The sequence below is a fragment of the Acidovorax sp. Root217 genome, from assembly GCF_001428645.1.
Lineage (GTDB): Bacteria > Pseudomonadota > Gammaproteobacteria > Burkholderiales > Burkholderiaceae_C > Acidovorax.
Map to the genome: position 1 here is coordinate 27,789 of NZ_LMIH01000005.1, position 19,237 is coordinate 47,025.

The 19,237-nt window shown below is 66.9% G+C and carries 17 protein-coding genes; 4 read left to right on the plus strand and 13 right to left on the minus strand.

Features of this window, described 5'->3' with window-relative positions; translation table 11 throughout:
* Positions 1 to 115: 115 nt before the first annotated feature.
* From ASE31_RS01685 to ASE31_RS01700, 4 genes are all read right to left on the minus strand, one after another.
* On the minus strand, positions 116 to 1,030 hold the full coding sequence (locus ASE31_RS01685) for an NAD(P)-dependent oxidoreductase (protein WP_057199807.1): 915 nt from the start codon (positions 1,028 to 1,030) through the stop codon (positions 116 to 118).
* A 94-nt stretch (positions 1,031 to 1,124) separates the two neighbouring features.
* On the minus strand, positions 1,125 to 2,261 hold the full coding sequence (locus ASE31_RS01690; RefSeq protein ID WP_057199808.1) for a PilT/PilU family type 4a pilus ATPase: 1,137 nt from the start codon (positions 2,259 to 2,261) through the stop codon (positions 1,125 to 1,127).
* A gap of 43 nt (positions 2,262 to 2,304) precedes the next feature.
* Positions 2,305 to 2,943 carry a cyclic nucleotide-binding domain-containing protein gene (locus tag ASE31_RS01695; RefSeq protein WP_057199809.1) on the minus strand — a complete coding sequence of 213 codons (639 nt, stop codon included), beginning with the start codon at positions 2,941 to 2,943 and terminating at the stop codon, positions 2,305 to 2,307.
* A gap of 226 nt (positions 2,944 to 3,169) precedes the next feature.
* Positions 3,170 to 4,213, minus strand: a complete 1,044-nt coding sequence (locus ASE31_RS01700) for a type IV pilus twitching motility protein PilT (RefSeq protein ID WP_007855993.1) — start codon at positions 4,211 to 4,213, stop codon at positions 3,170 to 3,172.
* A 38-nt stretch (positions 4,214 to 4,251) separates the two neighbouring features.
* Here ASE31_RS01700 and ASE31_RS01705 point away from each other — a divergent pair, with 38 nt between their 5' ends.
* Positions 4,252 to 4,968 carry a YggS family pyridoxal phosphate-dependent enzyme gene (locus tag ASE31_RS01705; protein WP_057199810.1) on the plus strand — a complete coding sequence of 239 codons (717 nt, stop codon included), beginning with the start codon at positions 4,252 to 4,254 and terminating at the stop codon, positions 4,966 to 4,968.
* A 9-nt stretch (positions 4,969 to 4,977) separates the two neighbouring features.
* Here the strand turns inward: ASE31_RS01705 and ltaE are convergent, their stop codons facing one another.
* Positions 4,978 to 6,045, minus strand: a complete 1,068-nt coding sequence (ltaE, locus tag ASE31_RS01710) for a low-specificity L-threonine aldolase (protein ID WP_057199811.1) — start codon at positions 6,043 to 6,045, stop codon at positions 4,978 to 4,980.
* Positions 6,046 to 6,228: 183 nt separating this feature from the next.
* Here ltaE and ASE31_RS01715 point away from each other — a divergent pair, with 183 nt between their 5' ends.
* The 3 genes from ASE31_RS01715 (at position 6,229) to ASE31_RS01725 (ending at position 12,064) form a co-directional block, all read left to right on the plus strand.
* Entirely contained in the window at positions 6,229 to 9,495 is a 3,267-nt protein-coding gene (locus ASE31_RS01715; RefSeq protein ID WP_057199812.1) for a carboxyl transferase domain-containing protein, read from the plus strand.
* 105 nt (positions 9,496 to 9,600) lie between these two features.
* Positions 9,601 to 10,740: an aminotransferase class V-fold PLP-dependent enzyme gene (locus ASE31_RS01720; protein WP_057200214.1), complete on the plus strand. Its 1,140-nt coding sequence runs from the start codon at positions 9,601 to 9,603 to the stop codon at positions 10,738 to 10,740.
* A 28-nt stretch (positions 10,741 to 10,768) separates the two neighbouring features.
* A complete protein-coding gene (locus ASE31_RS01725; RefSeq protein ID WP_057199813.1) occupies positions 10,769 to 12,064 on the plus strand; it encodes a DUF445 domain-containing protein in 1,296 nt (431 codons plus the stop codon).
* Here the strand turns inward: ASE31_RS01725 and ASE31_RS01730 are convergent.
* From ASE31_RS01730 to purU, 8 genes are all read right to left on the minus strand, one after another.
* Positions 12,061 to 12,786: an LrgB family protein gene (locus ASE31_RS01730; protein WP_057199814.1), complete on the minus strand. Its 726-nt coding sequence runs from the start codon at positions 12,784 to 12,786 to the stop codon at positions 12,061 to 12,063. The genes ASE31_RS01725 and ASE31_RS01730 overlap by 4 nt on opposite strands.
* Positions 12,783 to 13,148, minus strand: a complete 366-nt coding sequence (locus tag ASE31_RS01735) for a CidA/LrgA family protein (RefSeq protein WP_057199815.1) — start codon at positions 13,146 to 13,148, stop codon at positions 12,783 to 12,785. The genes ASE31_RS01730 and ASE31_RS01735 overlap by 4 nt, the downstream gene beginning before the upstream one ends.
* Before the next feature lie 49 nt (positions 13,149 to 13,197).
* Positions 13,198 to 14,721, minus strand: coding sequence for an FAD-linked oxidase C-terminal domain-containing protein (locus ASE31_RS01740; protein ID WP_057200215.1), 1,524 nt, complete (start codon positions 14,719 to 14,721; stop codon positions 13,198 to 13,200).
* 76 nt (positions 14,722 to 14,797) lie between these two features.
* Complete coding sequence (locus ASE31_RS01745; protein WP_057200216.1) at positions 14,798 to 15,319, minus strand: GNAT family N-acetyltransferase; 522 nt, start codon at positions 15,317 to 15,319, stop codon at positions 14,798 to 14,800.
* Between the two features lie 2 nt (positions 15,320 to 15,321).
* Entirely contained in the window at positions 15,322 to 16,191 is an 870-nt protein-coding gene (locus tag ASE31_RS01750) for a LysR substrate-binding domain-containing protein (protein WP_057199816.1), read from the minus strand.
* A gap of 7 nt (positions 16,192 to 16,198) precedes the next feature.
* Positions 16,199 to 16,912, minus strand: a complete 714-nt coding sequence (locus ASE31_RS01755) for a hypothetical protein (protein ID WP_200961058.1) — start codon at positions 16,910 to 16,912, stop codon at positions 16,199 to 16,201.
* 107 nt (positions 16,913 to 17,019) lie between these two features.
* A complete protein-coding gene (locus tag ASE31_RS30820) occupies positions 17,020 to 18,312 on the minus strand; it encodes a DNA cytosine methyltransferase (RefSeq protein WP_082603985.1) in 1,293 nt (430 codons plus the stop codon).
* A gap of 63 nt (positions 18,313 to 18,375) precedes the next feature.
* Positions 18,376 to 19,227 (minus strand): formyltetrahydrofolate deformylase, encoded by an 852-nt coding sequence (purU, locus tag ASE31_RS01765; protein ID WP_057199818.1) that lies wholly within the window; start codon positions 19,225 to 19,227, stop codon positions 18,376 to 18,378.
* Positions 19,228 to 19,237 lie beyond the last annotated feature (10 nt).

Genomic DNA, 19,237 nt, shown 5'->3' on the forward strand with positions numbered 1-19,237 from the left:
GAGAGAGAGGGGGCTGAGGGCCGCGGCTCCAAGCCTGCCTGCGCAGGCTTGGACGTGCCCAAAGAGCGGCCGCCTCTGGCGTACGCACCGAGGCGCGCAGCGCCTCAGGGGGAGCTTATTTCAAGCGTTTGACCAGGCTGGATGTATCCCAACGGTTGCCGCCCATGCCCTGCACGTCGGCATAGAACTGGTCCACCAGCGCGGTGACGGGCACGCGCGAGCCATTGCGCCGGGCCTCGTCGAGCACCAGGCCCAGATCCTTGCGCATCCAGTCCACGGCAAAGCCGAAGTCGAACTTGCCGTCGACCATGGTCTTGCCGCGGTTGTCCATCTGCCAGCTCTGCGCTGCGCCTTTGCCGATCACGTCCAGCACCTGCTTCATGTCCAGGCCCGCGTTCTGGCCAAAGGCCACGGCTTCGGACAGGCCTTGCACCAGCCCGGCGATGCAGATCTGGTTGACCATCTTGGCCAACTGGCCCGAGCCGCTGGCGCCCAGCAGCGTGAAAGCCCGCGCAAAGGCCATGGCCACAGGCTGGGCGGTCTCGAAGGCCGTAGTGTCGCCACCGCACATCACGGTGAGCAAACCGTTCTGCGCACCCGCCTGGCCGCCGGATACCGGTGCATCGACGAACTGCAGGCCCGCAGCCTGCGCTGCGGCGTACAGCTCACGCGCCACCTCGGCCGACGCCGTGGTGTGGTCCACGAAAATGGCGCCGGCCTGCATGCCCGCGAAGGCGCCGTCGGCACCCAGGGTGACTGAGCGCAGGTCGTCGTCATTGCCCACGCAGCAGAACACGATGTCAGCGCCTGCGGCCGCCTCGCGGGGCGTGGCGGCCTGGCGTGGTGCCTGGCTGCCGGCGAACTCCTCGCACCAGGCGGCCGACTTGGCGGCCGTGCGGTTGTACACGGTGACTGCGTGGCCCGCCATGGCCAGGTGGCCGGCCATGGGGTAGCCCATGACGCCCAGGCCCAGGAAGGCGACCTTGCGCGAAGGGGTGGCGTCGTAGCTGCGGGGATTGGTGCTTGGCATGGGATTCGGTCCGTGATGGGGTCAAAAAAAAGCCCGCCCTCATGGGCGGGCGAGTGTGTGTGGTTCTGCTCGGTACTTGTTGTAGGGTGAAAACTCAGACGATCGCGAAATGCTCGGTGCCCTGGGCCAGGTCGGGCGACTTGGCGCGCTGGCTGTTGAGCTTGATCTGCAGTCGCAGGTCGTTGAGCGAGTCGGCGTTGCGCAGCGCGTCTTCGTAGCTGATGACGTTGGCCTCATAGGCGTCGAAGAGCGCCTGGTCGAAGGTCTGCATGCCCAGGTTGCGGCTCTTCTTCATGATCTCCTTGATCTCGGAGACATCGCCCTTGAAGATCAGGTCCGAGATCAGCGGCGTGTTGAGCATGATCTCCACGGCAGCAGCACGGCCCTTGCCGTCCTGCTTGGGAATCAGGCGCTGGGAGACCATGGCGCGCAGGTTCAGCGACAGGTCCATTAGCAGCTGAGCGCGGCGTTCTTCGGGGAAGAAGTTGATGATGCGGTCCAGCGCCTGGTTGGCACTGTTGGCGTGCAGCGTGGCCAGGCACAGGTGACCGGTCTCGGCAAACGCCACGGCATGCTCCATGGTCTCGCGGTCGCGGATTTCGCCCATCAGGATCACGTCGGGCGCCTGGCGCAGCGTGTTCTTGAGTGCGGCTTCCCAGCTGTCGGTATCCAGGCCCACCTCGCGCTGCGTCACCACGCAGTTCTTGTGCGGATGCACGAACTCGACCGGGTCCTCCACCGTGATGATGTGGCCGAACGAGTTCTCGTTGCGCCAGTCCACCATGGCGGCCAGCGTGGTCGACTTGCCCGAGCCCGTGGCACCCACCAGGATGCACAGGCCGCGCTTGGCCATGGTCACTTCCTTGAGCACCTGGGGCACGCCCAGGCCATCGATGGTGGGCAGCGTGAGCGGAATCGTCCGCATCACCATGCCGACCTTGCCCTGCTGGATGAAGGCATTCACCCGGAAGCGGCCGATGCCTGCGGGCGAGATCGCGAAATTGCATTCCTTGGTGCGCTCGAAGTCGGCCACCTGCTTGTCGCTCATGACGGCACGCGCCAGCGTGAGCGTGTGGTTGGGCGTGAGCGGCTGCGGCGACACCTTGGTCACCTTGCCATCGACCTTGATGGCCGGTGGAAACTCTGCCGTGATGAACAAGTCGCTGCCGTTGCGGCTGACCATCAGCTTGAGCAGGTCGTTGATGAATTTACTGGCCTGATCGCGTTCCATCAGAGTTTCTCCCTTGGGGTCCTGGTCTGCCGGACGGTCATTGTCATTTCTGGTTGTTGTCGCTCAGGCGGGCACTCACCACGCGCAGGCGCAACGACAGTTTGCGGGCCAGCAGCGCAATCAGGCTGGCCGCGAGCTGGGGGTCCTTGGTCATCATGTCGTCCATGGCTTCGGCGCTCAGCACGGCGATCTCGCAGTCGGTGAGCGTGGTGCAGGCCGAAAAGCGGATACCGCTGTCCAGCAGCGACATTTCGCCCAGGATGTCACCGGGCCGGGTCTCGGCCAGGCGCAGGTGCTCGCCCCAGGGCTGTACGCGGTCCACGGCAATGGTGCCGGTGAGCAGCACCACCATGAAGTTGCCGTACTCGTCCTGGCGGATCACGTCGCGGTTGGAGGGGATGGCGGCAAACTCGAAAAAGCGCTCCATGCGCTCCACGGCGTCCTTGTCCAGGTGGGCCATGTACTTGTCCTTGGCCCACAGCCCCTGCAGCAGCTTGCCGCCGCGGCTCGTGGGCAGGCGCTTGGCCCCCACCTCCACGGCGCGGGCCTCCCAGGGCACCAGCATGGAGTCGTCCACCCCCTGGCCGGCAAAGGCCGTGGAGAACAGCACGGAATCGGTGTTGTCCTCCGCCGGCTTGTTGCCGATCGACTTCATGCGCAGAAGGCCGAGAATGCCTTTCATAGTGTGCTCCGTAGTGCGGCGCACTGCGCCGCCGTGTCGTCTGTCAATGTGGGGAAATGGCAGCCTTGGCTGGCCTGCGAATGCCCCATTGTGCTGCGGGTTCTGCCGCCGCGCATGAAACCGGCGCGGCCCGGGCCAGCGGCCGCCGCGCAAGGGCCGCCCCGCCGCGCTGGCGGCGTCCCCTTTGAAGGGGAAGGCGCGAAGCGACTCAGGGGAGGGCTCATGGTCACCCGGGGAAGTTTTCCGGAATCTTGGCCTTGCCGCGGGCTTCTGCGGGGCTGATGATGTTGCGGCGCACCATGTCGGTGAGGTTCTGGTCCAGTGTCTGCATGCCCACGCTGTTGCTGGTCTGGATGGTGGAGTACATCTGCGCCACCTTGGCCTCGCGGATCAGGTTGCGGATGGCGCTGGTGCCCAGCATGATCTCGTGTGCGGCCACGCGGCCCGAGCCGTCCTTGGTCTTGCACAGCGTCTGCGAGATCACGGCCTGCAGCGATTCGGAGAGCATCGCGCGGACCATTTCCTTTTCCTCGGCGGGGAACACGTCGATGATCCGGTCGATGGTCTTGGCGGCGCTGGAGGTGTGCAGCGTGCCGAAGACCAGATGGCCCGTTTCGGCGGCCGTCATGGCCAGGCGGATGGTTTCCAGGTCGCGCATTTCACCCACCAGGATGGCGTCCGGATCTTCGCGCAGGGCGGATTTCAGCGCGGCGGCGAAGGACAGCGTCATCGGGCCGACTTCGCGCTGGTTGATCAGGCACTTCTTGGATTCGTGCACGAACTCGATCGGGTCTTCCACCGTGAGGATGTGGCCGTATTCGGTTTCGTTGAGGTAGTTGACCATGGCGGCCAGCGTGGTGGACTTGCCCGAGCCCGTGGGGCCGGTCACCAGCACCAGGCCGCGCGGCTTCAGGGCCAGGTCGCCGAAGATCTTGGGGGCATTGAGCTGCTCCAGCGTCAGGATCTTGCTCGGAATCGTCCGGAACACGGCGGCTGCGCCCCTGTTCTGGTTGAAGGCGTTGACGCGAAAACGGGCCAGGCCCTCGATTTCGAACGAGAAGTCGACTTCCAGGAACTCCTCGTAGGTTTTTCGCTGGGAGTCGCTCATGATGTCGTACACCATGCCGTGGACCGTCTTGTGGTCCAGTGCGTCGACGTTGATGCGCCGAACGTCCCCGTGGACCCGGATCATGGGCGGCAGGCCTGCGGAAAGGTGCAGGTCGGAAGCCTTGTTCTTGACGCTGAACGCCAGCAGCTGGGTAATGTCCACGGGATCCCCTCTATCGTTTGGTACGCTTGCCAATCATTATGACCACGATTGATAACAACCTCCAACAGGTTATGCGACGTATCGCACAGGCGTGCGCTGCTGCCGGGCGCGATCCGGCCGAGGTGTCGCTGCTGGCGGTTTCCAAGACCTTCGGTGCCGACGCGGTGGCCGAGGCCGTGGCCGCAGGCCAGCGGGCCTTTGGCGAAAACTACATCCAGGAGGGGGTGGAGAAGGTGGCAGCCCTGCGCCAGCTGTCGCCCGCCAGCCTGCAGTGGCACTGCATCGGCCCCATCCAGAGCAACAAGACGCGCCTGGTGGCCGAACATTTCGACTGGGTGCACACGGTGGATCGCCTGAAGATCGCCGAGCGCCTGTCGGCCCAGCGCCCCGAGCACCTGGCCCCGCTGCAAGTGTGCATCCAGGTCAACGTGGATGGGGGCGACACCAAGTCCGGCGTCCCCCCCGAGGAGGCGCTGCCTTTGGCCCAGGCTGTGGCGAAACTGCCACGGCTCGTGGTGCGCGGGCTCATGAGCATCCCTGACCATGCCCCCGATTTCGAGGTGCAAAAGGAATTGCACCTGCGCGCGCAGCGCCTTTTTGGGCAGATCAAGGCCAGCGGCGAACCGGGCCTGGCGGACTTTGACACCCTGTCGATGGGCATGACGGCTGATCTGGAGGCTGCTATCCATGCGGGCGCCACCCTGGTGCGGGTGGGGACCGGCATCTTCGGCGGGCGGACGTATCCCGCCGGCTGAACCCCGGGGTCAGTTCCCGGTGAAGATCGCCACGCAGTCCAGCGCGGCCTTGATGTCGGCGTCGCTCACATCCAGGTGGGACACCCAGCGCAGGCGGGTCTGGCCGGCGTAGAGGCCGCTGGTCACGCGCACGCCGTGCTGGGCCAGCCAGGCGGTGAAGGCGGGGGCCACATCCGTGTGCAGGTCGGTGAACAGAATGTTGGTCTGCCAGGGGTGCACGGTGATCTTGCCGCGCAGCACCGGGTGGCTGCGGTTGGCCTCGGCCAGGCCCTCGGCCAATTGGGCCAGCCGGCCGTGGTCGTCGGCCATACGGCGCACATGGTGCTCCAGTGCATAGCGGCCGGCCGCGGCCAGCACGCCAGCCTGGCGCATGCCGCCGCCCAGGATCTTGCGCGTGCGCCGCGCCTGGCGGATGAAATCGTGCGATCCCAGCACCAGCGAGCCGATGGGCGCGCCCAGGCCCTTGCTCAGGCACAGCGAGGCCGAATCGAAGTGGCTGCACAGGGCGCGGGCCTCGTCGTACACATCGGTGCCGGCCTTCGCCGCATTGGCCGTGGCGGCGTTGAACATGCGTGCGCCGTCCAGGTGCATGGCCAGACCGCGCTGGCGTGCCAGCGCGGCCACCTCGGCCACGTAGGCCGGGGGCAGCACCTGGCCGCCCGTGGTGTTCTCCAGCACCACCAGGCGGGTGCGCGCGAAGTGCGGGTCGTCGGGCTTGATGGCGGCGGCGATGTCGGACAGGCGCAAGGTTCCGTCGGGCTGGGTCTCCACGGGCTGGGGCTGGATGGAGCCCAGCACCGCCATGCCACCGGCCTCCCAGCGGTAGGTGTGCCAGCTCTGGCCGACGATGGCCTCGTCGCCACGCTGGCAGTGGCCCCACAGGGCGATCAGGTTGGTCTGCGTGCCCGAAGGCGCGAACAGAGCGGCCTCGAAGCCCAGCAACTGCGCCGCGTAGTCCTGCAGCGCGTTCACGGAAGGATCGTCGCCAAACACGTCGTCGCCCAGCGGGGCATCGAACATGGCCGCCCGCATGGCGGGCGTGGGCTGGGTGACGGTGTCGCTGCGAAAGTCGGGCATGGGGCTTCTCGGAGGCTGTGGAAATGCAAGGCATGGTAGCGGGCACCGATGGCGGGTGGAACCTTGGGGGTTAATGCGCCTGGGCCGTTGTCCCCTGCGTACCACCTGCGGCGCGCAGCGCGCGCCAGAATGCCGTGCCACTTGCCCGACCGGAAAGCCCCCATGCCGTCTGCCCCTTCTCCGATGTTCCACAAAGTCCTGGTCGCCAACCGCGGCGAGATCGCCCTGCGCACCGTGCGCGCACTGCAAGACCTGTCCATCGCCAGCGTGGCCGTGTACGCGCAGGACGATGCCCAGGCGCCCCACGTGCGTGCGGCCGATGCGGCGGTGGCGCTTGGGGCCACGGGCCCGGCGGCCTACCTGGATGGCGCGAACCTCATCGCCATCGCGCGCGCCCAGGGCTGTGATGCCGTGCACCCGGGCTATGGCTTCCTGAGCGAACGCGCCGACTTCGCGCGTGCCTGTGCCGAGGCCGGTCTGCGCTTCATCGGCCCCACACCTGAACAACTGGCACTGTTCGGCGACAAGGCCCGGGCGCGCGCAATGGCACTGCGCTGCGGCGTGCCGCTGATGCCGGGCACGCAGGCCGCCATCACGCTGGAGGAGGCCTTGCAGTTCTGGCAGGCGCAGGGTGGCGCGGGCATCGTGGTCAAGGCCATCGGCGGTGGTGGCGGACGCGGCATGCGCGCCGTGCAGTACGCCGATGAGTTGCCGGCTGCCTATGCGCGCTGCCGCAGCGAGGCGCTGGCGGCCTTCGGGGTCGATGGCGTCTATGTCGAGCGGCTGATGGCCGGGGCGCGCCATATCGAGGTGCAGGTGCTCGGCGACGGGCGCGAGGTGATGTCCCTGGGCGAGCGCGAGTGCACGCTGCAGCGGCGCTTCCAGAAGCTGGTGGAGGTGGCGCCCAGCCCCTCGCTGCCTGCACCGCTGCGCGAACGCATAGTGGCGGCAGCGCTTGCCATGGCGCGCGCGGTGGCGTACGAGGGCCTGGGCACCTTCGAGTTCCTGGTGGACCTGGCGTCCGAGACGCTGCCCTTCGTCTTCATCGAGGCCAACCCGCGCCTGCAGGTGGAGCACACCATCACCGAGGAAGTCACGGGCGTGGACCTGATGCAGACCCAGATTGCATTGGCGGCCGGCCGGAGCCTGCGCGATCTGGGGCTCGACCCCGGTGCGCCGCCCGTGGTGCAAGGCTTTGCCCTGCAGTGGCGCATCAACGCCGAAACCCTGGATGCGCAGGGTGGCGCCATGCCGGGCAGCGGCCCGCTCACGCGCTTTGATCTGCCGGCCGGACCGGGCATCCGCGTGGACACGCATGGCGTGGCGGGGGTGGCCCCCTCGCCGCACTACGACACGCTGCTGGCCAAGCTCATCGTGCACACGCGCAGCCCCCGCTTTGCCGACGTGCTGCGCCGCTCCCGGCGCGCGCTGGCCGAATGCCGGATCGGCGGCGTAGCAACCAATGTGGCGTTGTTGCGCGCGCTGGCCGCACGGCCCGAAATGGAAAGCCAGCAGGTGCACACGCGCTGGCTGGAGACGGTGCTGCCCGAGCTGCTGGATGTGGCGGGGCACCTGGCGGATGAGCCCCTGGCTGCGGCCGCTGGTCACGAGGCCGCGCAGCCAGAATCCGCACCCGAAGGGGCGGTGCTGGCACCCATGCCTGCGCGGCTGGTGCAATGGTCGGTGGCCGAGGGCGATGTGGTGGCCGCCGGGGCCGAGCTGGCCGTGCTCGAAGCCATGAAGATGGAGCATGTGCTGCTGGCGCCGCATGCGGGCCGGGTGCGCGCACTGCTCGCGGTGCCGGGCGGCTACCTGGTACAGGGCCAGCCGCTGCTGGTGCTCGACGCAGCGCAAGGCGCGCAGGCCGTGGTGGAGGACGCCGCTGCGGCGCAGGGCGCCGACCACATCCGCCCCGACCTGCAGCGCGTGCTTGATCGCCACGCCTTCACGCTCGACGCCGCGCGCCCCGAGGCCATGGCCAGGCGCCGCGCCCAGGGCGGGCGCAGCGCGCGCGAGAACATTGCCGACCTGTGCGACGAGGGCAGCTTCATCGAGTACGGCGCGCTGGCCATTGCCGCGCAGACGCGCCGGCGCAGCCTGGACGACCTGGTCGCCAACACGCCGGCCGATGGCATGGTCACGGGCATCGGCGGCATCAACGGTGCCGAGTTCGGGCCCGAGAAATCGCGCGCGGTGGTCCTGTCGTACGACGCCACGGTGCTGGCCGGCACGCAGGGCGCGCGCAACCATGCCAAGACCGACCGCATGCTCGCCATTGCCCTGGCGCAGAAGTTGCCCGTGGTGCTGTTCGCCGAAGGCGGGGGCGGGCGGCCCGGTGACACCGACATACCGGTGGTGGCCGGCCTGCACGTGCACACCTTTGCCAGCTATGCCGCGCTGTCGGGCCAGGTGCCCGTGGTGGGCATCGCCGCGGGGCGCTGCTTTGCCGGCAATGCGGCGCTGCTGGGCTGCAGCGACGTGGTCATCGCCACGCGCGCCAGCAACATCGGCATGGGTGGGCCCGCCATGATCGAGGGCGGGGGGCTCGGTGTGTTCAAGCCAGAGCAGATCGGCCCGAGCCGCGTGCAGCATGCCAATGGTGTGATCGACGTGCTGGTGGAGGACGAAGCCGGCGCGGTGCGTGCGGCGCGGCACTATCTTTCGTTCTTCCAGGGGCGCGTGGCGCAGTGGGCTGCGCCCGACCAGCGCCTGCTGCGCGCTGTGGTGCCCGAGAACCGGATGCGCGTGTACGACACGCGCGTCGCCATGATGGGCCTGGTGGACGAAGGCAGCCTGCTGATGCTGCGCACCGGCTTCGGCGCCGGCATCCACACGGCGCTGGCGCGCATCGAGGGGCGCCCCGTGGGCCTGCTGGCCAGCAATCCGCTGCACCTGGGCGGCGCCATCGATGCGGATGCAGCCGACAAGGGCGCGCGCTTCATGCAGCTGTGCAACGCCCATGGCCTGCCGTTGGTGAGCCTGGTGGACACGCCCGGCTTCATGGTCGGCCCCGAGGTGGAGTCCACGGCCCAGGTGCGCCACGTGAGCCGCCTGTTCGTGACCGCCGCGAGCCTGCGCGTGCCCTGCTTCAGCGTGGTGCTGCGCAAGGGCTACGGCCTGGGCGCCATGGGCATGACGGCCGGGGGCTTCCATGCCCCCGTGTTCACCGTGGCGTGGCCCACGGGCGAGTTCGGTGCCATGGGGCTCGAAGGCGCCGTGCGCCTGGGCTTTCGCAAGGAGCTCGAGGCCGTGCCCGAGGGGGCGGAGCGCGACGCCTTGTTTCAGAAGCTGGTGGCACGCCAGTACGCCAATGGCGAGGCCCTGCACATGGCGGCGACGCTGGAAATCGACGCCGTGATCGACCCGGCAGATACCCGCGCCTGGCTTGCGCGGGGCTTGGCATCGGCCCAGGTGGCGCCCATGGGGCATCGCTTTGTCGATACCTGGTAGCCACGCCGGTGTGAAAGGGCCATGCTAAGCTGGCCGGCTGATTGAGGCGCCTGCGGCCGAATGGTCGCGTGCTGCCCTGTGCCCCTTCCAATGGAGATTTTTCCCATGCCCGGACTGCTGCCCGATATCGACCCCGACGGCCTGCTCGAATTCTCGGTGGTTTACACCGACCGCGCGCTCAACCACATGTCCAAGCGCTTCACCGGCGTGATGCAGGACATCCTGGCCACGCTCAAGCAGGTCTACAACGCCCACACCGCCGTGCTGGTGCCCGGCAGCGGCACCTTCGGCATGGAAGCCGTGGCGCGCCAGTTCGCCAACAACGAAAAAGTGCTCATCGTGCGCAACGGCTGGTTCAGCTACCGCTGGAGCCAGATCTTCGACGCGGCCGGTGGCCTGGGCGGCGGTGCCGTGGTCTGCAAGGCGCGCAAGCAGGGCGATGGCCCGCAGGACGCGTGGGCGCCGTGCCCGGCCGACGAGGTGGCGGCTGCCATCCGCGCCGAGCGGCCCAAGGTGGTGTTCGCACCGCATGTGGAGACGGCCAGCGGCATCATCCTGCCCGACGACTACCTGCGCACGCTGACGGCGGCCGCGCACGAGGTCGGCGCGCTGTTCGTGCTCGACTGCGTGGCCTCGGGCGCGATGTGGGTGGACATGCAGGCCACCGGCGTGGACGTGCTGATCTCGGCCCCGCAAAAGGGCTGGAGCGGCTCACCCTGCTGCGCCATGGTAATGCTCAGCGAACGGGCGCGCCAAGCCATCGAGGGCACGACCAGCAGCAGCTTCTCGTGCGACCTCAAGAAGTGGATGCAGATCGCCGAGGGCTACGAAAAGGGCCAGCATGCGTACCACACGACCATGCCCACCGATGCACTGGTGCGCCTGCGCGAGGTGATGCTGGAGACGCGCGAGTACGGCTTCGACAAGGTGCGCGACGAGCAGATCGAGCTCGGCGCCAAGGTGCGCGCGCTGCTCGAATCCAAGGGCTTCCCGAGCGTGGCGGCCGAAGGCTTCAAGGCCCCGGGCGTGGTCGTGAGCTACACCACCGACCCCGGCATCCAGAACGGCAAGAAGTTCATGGAGGTCGGCCTGCAGACCGCTGCCGGCGTGCCGCTGCAGTGCGACGAAGGCCCGGATTTCAAGACCTTCCGCATCGGCCTGTTCGGCCTGGAAAAATGGCACAACGTGGAGCGCACGGTGGGCCACCTGTCCACGGCGCTGGGCCAGATCGCGGCAGCCGCCTGAGCTTTCTCCTGCCCATGGGGCCGGCACGATGACATCCCGCACCGAGCCGGACGCCGCGCGCGCGGCGCTGCGCACGGCCAAGCGCCAGGCGCTGGCCCTGCTGCTGCTTGCTACCGCGGTGTTCATCGGCACCAGCCTGGTGGAGCGGGGCCTGGCGCTCGATTGCCTGAAGGCCGTGGCCGAGGCGGCCATGGTGGGCGCGCTGGCCGACTGGTTCGCGGTGGTGGCGCTGTTTCGCCACCCCCTGGGCCTGCCCATCCCGCACACGGCCATCATCGCGCGCAACAAGGACCGCATTGGCCGCAACCTGGCCGGCTTCGTGCGCGACAAGTTCCTCGATCCGCCCTCGCTGGTGGCGCTGATTCGCCGGCACGACCCGGTCGCGCGCCTGGCCGAATGGCTGGTGGCGCCGGGCCATGCCGCGCTGCTGGGCCAACAGGCCGTGCGCCTGCTCTCGGCCGGGCTCGATGCCGTGCAGGATGCCCAGGTGGAGCGCTTCATCCAGCGCGCCGCGCGCACGCTGATCGGGCAGATCGATCTGTCGCAGACCATGGCCACGGTGCTGGGCGCGCTCACGCACAACGGCCGCCACCAGGCGCTGCTCGACGATGCGCTGGCCCGGCTCATCACCCTGCTGCAGAACGAGGAGACGCGCCATCTGATCGCGCACACCATCGTGCAGTGGCTCAAGAAGGACCACCCGGTCAAGGAAAAGGTGTTGCCCACCGACTGGCTGGGCGACAAGGGATCGGCCATGGTGGCCAATGCCCTGGCCGGTCTTCTGGGCGAGGTGGCAGAGAACCCGCAGCACCAGCTGCGCGCCCAGTTCGACGATGCCGTGCAGCGCCTGGTGGCGCGGCTGCAGACCGACCCCGACTGGCAGCGCCGGGGCGAGGAGATCCGCACCTACCTGCAGACCGATGCCACGCTGGGCAGGTATGTGCAGGAGCTGTGGCAGGGCATGCGCGCGGCGCTGCAGCGCGACCTGGACAATCCCGGGTCTGCGGTGGCGCGCAACGTGCAGGCCATGGGGGGCTGGCTGGGGCAATCGCTGGCAGGTGACCCGGCGCTGCGCGAATCGCTCAATGCGCGGCTCGAGCGCTGGGTGCAGGGCCTGGCACCCGATGTGTCGGCCTTCATCGCCCAGCACATCGAGGACACGGTGCAGCGCTGGGATGCGCGTGAGATGTCGGACCTCATCGAGCTGCAGGTCGGCCGGGATCTGCAGTACATCCGCATCAACGGCACGGTGGTGGGCGGGCTCATCGGGCTGGTGTTGTTCGGCCTGTCGCACGCGGGTGAGATCTGGCGCGTGGTGCGCTAGAAAAGCTTGACCACCAGCGGCACCAGCAGCGCCGCCAACACCACTTGCAGTCCGAGCGCCAGGCCGGCATAGGCGCCCGCATCGGCATCGTCCTGCAGCGCCTGCGCAGCGCCGATGCCGTGCGATGCGGTGCCCAGCGCAAAACCGCGTGCCACCATGCCCGATGCGTCGGTGCCCACGCGCAGCCAGCCAAACAGGGTGCGGCCCGAGAGCGCGCCGACCATGCCGGTGAGCACCGCGAACAGCGCGGCCAGCGCCGGCACGCCGCCGATCTGCGCGGCCACGCCCATGGCCACGGGCGCGGTGACCGACTTGGGTGCCAGGGACATCAGCATGTCCACCGGCAGGCCCATAGCCCAGCCGAGGCCCACGGCACTCGCGGCTGCCACGCTGCCGCCGGCCAGGGAGGCCAGCAACAGGCGGCCCCAGCGCTGGCGCAGTTCGGCACGGCGTTGCCACAGCGGCCAGCCCAGGGCCACCACGGCCGGCCCCAGCAGGAAGTGGATGAACTGCGCCCCGGCAAAGAAGGTGGGGTAGGCCGTGCCCGTGGCCAGCAGCGCACCGGCCAGCACCACCACCGACCAGAGCACCGGATTGGCCCAGGCCGCATGGCCCATGCGTGCGGAAAAGGCCTGCGCCAGCACGTACACCGCCAGTGTGGCCGTAAGGCCGAACAGCGGCGCCTGCGACAGGTAGACCCAGAGCTCCACGAAGTTGGTCATTGCGTGCTGCCTCCTTGCGTGGTCGCCTCTGGCTTGAACGCCCGCAGCACCAGCACCGTGGCCGCCATGCCGGCCCAGGTGGACAGCACGATCACGATGACCAGGCGCAGGCCGTAGGCGCCCAGCAGATCCAGGTGCGTCATCACCCCCACGCCCACCGGCACGAACAGCAGCGACAGGTGCGTGAGCAGAAAACCCGCCGCCGGTGCCACGGCCCGCTGCACGGGCCCCCAGTGCAATGCCAGGAGCAGCAGCACCATGCCCACCACCGGGCCGGGCACGGGCAGGTGCAGAAAGTGCGACAGCGCCTCGCCGGCCGACTGCATCAGGAGCAGGAAGGCCAGGCCCTGCAGGCCCTTCATGGGGCTGGGGACGGGTGGCGCAGCAGTGGTGAGCGGTTGTCGCGGCACGTCAGAAGCGAGGCAGATCGGGGTGCTTGATCTGCCCCGCGCGCACCAGCATCTTGCCGTACTCCGCGCAGCGGTGCAGCGTCGGGATGACCTTGCCGGGGTTGAGCAGCCCGGCCGGGTCGAACGCATGCTTGAGGCCGAACATCTGCGCATTCTCGGCAGCAGAGAACTGCACGCACATGCTGTTGAGCTTTTCCACACCCACGCCGTGTTCGCCGGTCACCGTGCCGCCCATGGCCACGCTGGTCTCCAGGATGTCGGCGCCGAACAGCTCGCAGCGATGCAACTGGTCGGGGTCGTTCGCGTCGAACAGGATCAGCGGGTGCAGGTTGCCGTCGCCCGCGTGAAAGACGTTGGCGCAGCGCAGTTGGTATTTCTTTTCCATCTCGGCAATGGCCAGCAGGATGTCGGCCAGGCGCTTGCGCGGGATGGTGGAGTCCATGCACATGTAGTCGGGGCTGATGCGCCCACTGGCCGGGAAGGCATTCTTGCGCCCGCTCCAGAAGCGCAGGCGCTCGGCCTCGTCGCAGCTGACCGAGATGGCCACGGCGCCTGCGGCGCGCAGCACCTCGGTCATGCGGCCGATCTCTTCCTCCACCTCCTCGGGCGTGCCGTCGCTCTCGCACAGCAGGATGGCCTCGGCGTTCAGGTCGTAGCCCGCGTGCACGAAGTCTTCCACGGCGGCGGTCATCGGCTTGTCCATCATCTCAAGGCCGGCGGGGATGATGCCGGCGGCGATCACCGCTGCCACTGCGGCGCCCGCCTTGCGCACGTCGTCGAAGCTGGCCATGATGCAGCGCGCCAACTGCGGCTTGGGGATCAGCCGCACCGTGACCTCGGTGGTCACGGCCAGCATGCCTTCGCTGCCGATCACGGCGGCCAGCAGGTCATAGCCGGGCGCATCGAGCGCACCGCTGCCGAACTCCACGGCCTCGCCCTCGACGGTGAAGCCGCGCACCTTGAGCACGTTGTGCACCGTGAGGCCGTATTTGAGGCAGTGCACGCCGCCCGAGTTCTCGGCCACGTTGCCGCCGATGGTGCAGGCGATCTGGCTGCTGGGGTCGGGCGCGTAGTACAGGCCATAGGGCGCGGCCGCCTCGCTGATGGCCAAGTTGCGCACGCCGCACTGCACCACGGCCGTGCGGCTCACCGGGTCCAGGTCGAGGATGCGGTTGAACTTGGCCAGCGAGAGCGTCACGCCCAGGGCGTCGGGCATGGCCCCGCCCGACAGGCCGGTGCCCGCGCCGCGCGCCACCACCGGTACGTGCAGCCGGTGGCAGGCCTGCAGCACGGCCTGCACCTGTTCGTAGGTCTCGGGCAGGCAGACCACCAGCGGGCGCTGGCGGTAGGCGGTGAGACCGTCGCATTCGTAGGGCGTGGTGTCTTCGGCATGCCACAGAAGGGCATGGGCCGGCACGGTGCGGGACAGTGCCTGCACCACCTCGGCCTGGCGCGCTGCGCGCTCGGCTGGCGTGGGCCCGGTGGCTGCCTTGGCTGCGAGGGAGGAGAGGGAAGCGGTCTGCATGCCGCCACTGTAGGCCATTGCGGCGCCGGCTGCCGTGAGATTTTTGGAGTGCCGGTGTGAAATCCGCTGCGGGGCGTCAGCCGCCGCGCGCCAGCGGGCAGACCTGGCGGACCTCGTCGATCAGCGCTCCAGCCACCGTGATGGTCCTGTCGCTCCCTGGATCGGGCACGAAGCCCAGCGCCGCATAGAAGCGGATGGCCCGCTGGTTGGCGGCCAGCACCCACAGGCTGGCCTCGTCCTTGCCCTGTTGCTTCAGCTGCTCCCGGGCCTGCTGCCACAGCGCCTGGCCCGCCCCCTGCGACCAGCGGGCCGGGTCCACGTAGATGGCCCAGACCTCGCCCCGGGTGGCCGGCGCATCCTTGTCGCGGCAGTCGCCGAAGGCGATCCAGCCCGCCACTGCACCGTCGCCGTCCTGCGCCAGCAGCAGCCTGGGCCGGCCTTGGACAATCGCCTGAGCCCAATAGGTTTCGCGCTGGGCGGTGGACAGGGCCGCCAGGTAGGCCGCGTCGATGATGCCCGCGTAGGCCGCCTGCCAGGCCGCCACGTGGATTCGGGCGATGGCGGCGGCATCGTCCGGTTGCGCTGGGCGTATGCGCATGCTCACACCATGATCTTGCGCAGCCATTCCGCAAAGGCCGCGCATTCCCAGCGGTCCATGGTGCCGGTGCGCCAGCACAGGTAGTGGGCGTGGGGGCTGGTGGTGTCGGTGTCGAACAGGCGCACCAGCGTGCCGTTCTCGAGCCAGGGCGCACCCAGCTTCAGGCGCACCAGCGCCACGCCCATCCCGGCGGATGCGGCGTCGCACATCAGGCCGATGTCGTTGAACTGCGAGCCCTCGCTCGGCTCGGCCCAGTCCAGGCCGGTGGCGCCGAACCAGGTGCGCCAGGGTTCGAGCGGGCTTCGCAGCATCGCCACGCCCTCCAGGTCCTCGGGGCGCTCGAAGGGGCCGTGCTCGCGCACGAAGGCCGGCGAGGCCAGCGGGGTGACCACGTCGCGCGCCAGCTCCACATGCTCCACGTCGGCATAGTGGCCTGCGCCAAAGCGCACCATCAGGTCGGCGTCTTCGGCCACCACATCCAGCAGCGGGATGGAGACCTGCAGTGCCAGGTCGATCTCGGGGTAGGCCTCGGTGAACTGGCGCAGGCGCGGGATCAGGATGGTGCGCGCAAAGGTCGGCGTCACGGCCAGCTTGAGCCGGCGGCGCCCAGGCGCTGCGGCTGCGCCCGGAAAGCGCTGCAGCGCCCCCAGCCCCTCGCGCACATGGGCCAGGTAGGCGCTGCCCTCGGTGGTCAGCGAGAAATCGGCCCGGCCGAACAGCCGCACGCCCAGGATCTGCTCGAGCTGCTTGACGCGGTGGCTCACCGCGCTGGGCGTGACGCACAGCTCGTCGGCCGTCTGCGTCACGCTGCGCAGGCGTGCCAGCGCCTCGAAGGTCAGCAGGCACTGGATTGGGGGTATTCGCGAGGCCATGCCTTGCTTACGCTCTCGAATACTGCTCAAGATCGGATGAAGTGATGGCACGTGCATTGACCAATTGATAGTGTCGCTCTTCCACGACTTTCACACTTCCATCTACAACCGTTAGTTCGAACATGGCGATACGGTCATCAGTCATGAACTGTGCGGACACAGGCCTGCAAATCAAACCTGGAAAGGACTGAGCACACAGTGCGATATCCTGCTGCGTCTGCACGACGCCGTGCTTATCCGACCCGCCTTTAGCTTGTACAGGGACCACGAATTGCCGACCGTGCTTGTCCAGGCCGACATAGATCTCGTCAATCTCGATTTGCCCTATGCCTCTGACGGTGGTCCGCAGGTGATTCTGAAGAGAGTAGGCGGCTATGCCAAGGAATACGTCTATCAGTCTGTTGTAGCGGACTTTGGCCAACAAGGCTTGCTCGTCGCCTAACGCGTAGGCAGCAATAATTTCTGGCGTTGAATCCGGCATCTTGATCGTGAGCAAATCGTCCCGAGGCAGAATGCGATTGCGTTGTGCGAGGCGAAAGCGGTACTTTGCGCGGCCTGCCCCTTCAATGATCCATTCAAGCCCAGGTTTGGCAGCGTCTAGTATTTTCCCCGGCAGTTCATTTCTGTAGCGAAACGAATAGATCAAGTCGCCTACGTTTTTTGGGCAGTTGCAGTCCCAGTTCGGAGGCAACAGCAAAAAGCTCTTCTCGAGTGAACTCAAAGGAGTCCGCGTCGGGCGCATAGTGATTCTGAAAAACATGCTCAATGATGGCGGAGTATCGATTGAGGTTTTTGGAGCCACTATGTGGTTGATGCTGTGTCGTGAGCTTAGACATATGCCTCTTCAATGCTTCTTGTGAACACGTCACGGCTGGTAGTGCTGCGCTGCCTTTGAGCAATGACGTTCCTTGCAACACCGAAATACCGTGAAGCATCTAGCATCTGAAAATTCAATAGCGAGGCGTTTCCAAGCTGCAACGATCCTTTTGGCTTGCGGGGAGTTGGGCCCAGTGCACTCATGATCTGCGCTGCCACTGCGCGCCCCAAGAGCGGGGGGACGCTGTTGCCAATTTGCCTGAAACCGTGCCACTTCGTAGCATGAAAGCGGAACCAATCAGGGTAGGAGTGCAGTCGCGCGGCCTCCCTAACAGTGATAACTCGGGGTAGTGTTGGATGGATTGGCCGAGGGGAGGTGAACGCACCACGTGCACTGTCTGTCCCCGCGCGCAGGGTATTGCATAGTCCATCGGGATGAAGCTTCTTAAAGCGGCTAATTGGCTCGTTCTCTCCTGGAGGGGTCGCCAAGAAGCGTGCTTTTGAAAGATCTGTGTGAATTGTGCGTAGGCTGCTTGTCAGGAGGTCTTTGCTGAACTCACGCGCATAGCTGAAATCTGTAGCGTCAGAGTCCATGCACCGCAAGCGTCGAGCGTAAGCGGGTCGCGTACTCCATCGAACTGATGTCGCATCGCTGTTCTCCAATTGCACAAAGTCATCAGCGTTTGGCAGGTCACTGATCGCATCCCACACAGTTGCTCGCAGTACAGAAGTCTTGGGATAACACGGAAGAGTTTGATCTGGTCGGGCCCCTATGAGAAAGAGACGCTTGCGGTCTTGGGGGACACCGAAGTCTGCTGCATTCAGCACTTGGTACGGCAACAGTACTTTGTATCCTGCACTTGCAAGAGCCTCGATGAGCTCTTCGAGAAAACGAACGTGTTTGCCAAGAGTCAAACCTCTGACGTTCTCGAATACAAAGTACTTGGGATTCAGCTCTCGAACCAGTCGCACATAGTGAAAGACCAATTGATTGCGAGAATCATCCAGCGCACGCTTTCCGATCAAGGAAAAGCCTTGGCAAGGAGCGCCCCCGAAAACTACATCAATGTCAGCTTTTCCGAGGCCAGCGATACGTCGAATGTCTGCTCCTGACAAGTCGACGACTGAGGCGCAAATTGCCTTGGAGTGCGGAAAATTGTATTCGTGGGTAGCGCAATGGATCGGGTCGATCTCCACTGCGGCCGCCACATCAAATCCCGCTTGTTCAAAACCTAGCGAGAGGCCTCCCGCACCGGCAAAAAGGTCTACGCCAATGGGGCGCGTAGTAGCTTCAGTGGATTGCATATTTTGCCGTTGCTTGGTTGAACATGTGGCATGCGAACTGCGGTTCGTGTGTTTGGCGGGGGCTCAGCGGAAGACGACCGTCTTGTGCCCGTTGAGCAGCACGCGGTGCTCGCTGTGCCACTTCACGGCGCGGGCCAGCACCTGGCTTTCGGTGTCGCGGCCGCGGGCCGTGAGGTCTTCCACCGTGTCGGTGTGGTCGGCGCGGGCCACGTCCTGCTCGATAATCGGGCCTTCGTCGAGGTCGGCGGTGACGTAGTGGGCGGTGGCGCCGATGAGCTTCACGCCCCGGTCATGCGCCTGGTAATAAGGCTTGGCGCCCTTGAAGCTGGGCAGAAAGCTGTGGTGGATGTTGATCGCACGGCCCGAGAGCTTCCTGCACAGGTCGTCCGACAGCACCTGCATGTAGCGCGCCAGCACCACCAGCTCGGCCCCTTCGGCCTCGATGATCTCGTACTGTTTGGCTTCGGCCTGCGCCTTGGTGGCGGCTGTGACCGGGATGTGGTGGAACGGCACGTTGTAGCTGGCGGCCAGCTGGTAGAAGTCGCGGTGGTTGCTGATGATGGCGCGGATGTCCACGGGCAGCAGGCCGGATTTCCAGCGGAACAGCAGGTCGTTGAGGCAGTGGCCTTCGCGGCTGACCATGAGCACGGCCTTGACGGGCTGGGCCGTGGCGTGCAGGCTCCAGCGCATCTCGTGCGGGTCGGCGAAGGCCGTCAGCCGCTCCTTGAGCGTGGCATGGTCGTGCTGGCTGCAGGCGAACTGCACGCGCATGAAGAACAGGCCGGTGGCGTGGTCGTTGTACTGCGCGGCTTCTTCGATGTTGCCGCCGTGCTCCAGCAGGAAGCCGGAGACAGCGTGCACCAGCCCCAGGCGGTCGGGGCAGGACAGGGTAAGGATATAGGCTTGGGTCGTCATAGCTGCGCCA